We start from the raw sequence: 571 nt of genomic DNA, 5'->3' as shown, positions 1-571 counted from the left end.
GCCCAGGACGGCGTCTCCGTCGTCCAGACCGCTGAAGGTGCCCTCACCGAGGTGCACAGCATCCTGCAGCGCGTCCGCGACCTCACCGTCCAGGCCTCCAACACCGGCGTGGTCACCACGACCGCCGCCGGCTACATCGGCAAGGAGATCGACGAGCTCGCCGGCGCGCTGGAGGACATCGCCAAGCGCACCGACTTCAACGGCACCAAGCTCCTGCTGGGCGCCAGCGGCGACCCGGCCACGGCTGCCGCCGGCGACGCCGCCCTGTCGCTGACGTTCCAGACCGGCGCCAACGGCGACGAGACCATCGACGTCGACTTGACCAACGTCCTCGCCATGGCGCAGGCGGTCAAGCAAGTGGCGACGTGCGTGACCAACGGCGGAACGGCGTACGTGGACTCGGTCAACGACCTGGCGCTCATCGATGCCCAGATCGAGAAGGTGTCGGGCGCCCGCGCCACCCTCGGTGCCTCGCAGAACCGCCTGGAGAGCACCATCAACTCGCTCAACGTCGCGGTGGAGAACCTCTCCGCGTCCGAGAGCCGCGTGCGGGACGCCGACATGGCCCAGG

1 protein-coding gene is annotated in these 571 nt (G+C 69.7%); it reads left to right on the top strand.

Annotated elements, in window-relative coordinates:
* Positions 1–51 precede the first annotated feature (51 nt).
* Positions 52–571, top strand: a 520-nt coding sequence (locus tag ACI79K_RS21120; protein WP_456600683.1) for a flagellin, incomplete at its 3' end; no start/stop codon positions are given.

Source organism: Blastococcus sp. SYSU DS0616, from assembly GCF_054051015.1.
Note: the sequence above shows the minus strand (reverse complement) of the source record. Positions and strands in the feature narration are given on the sequence as shown.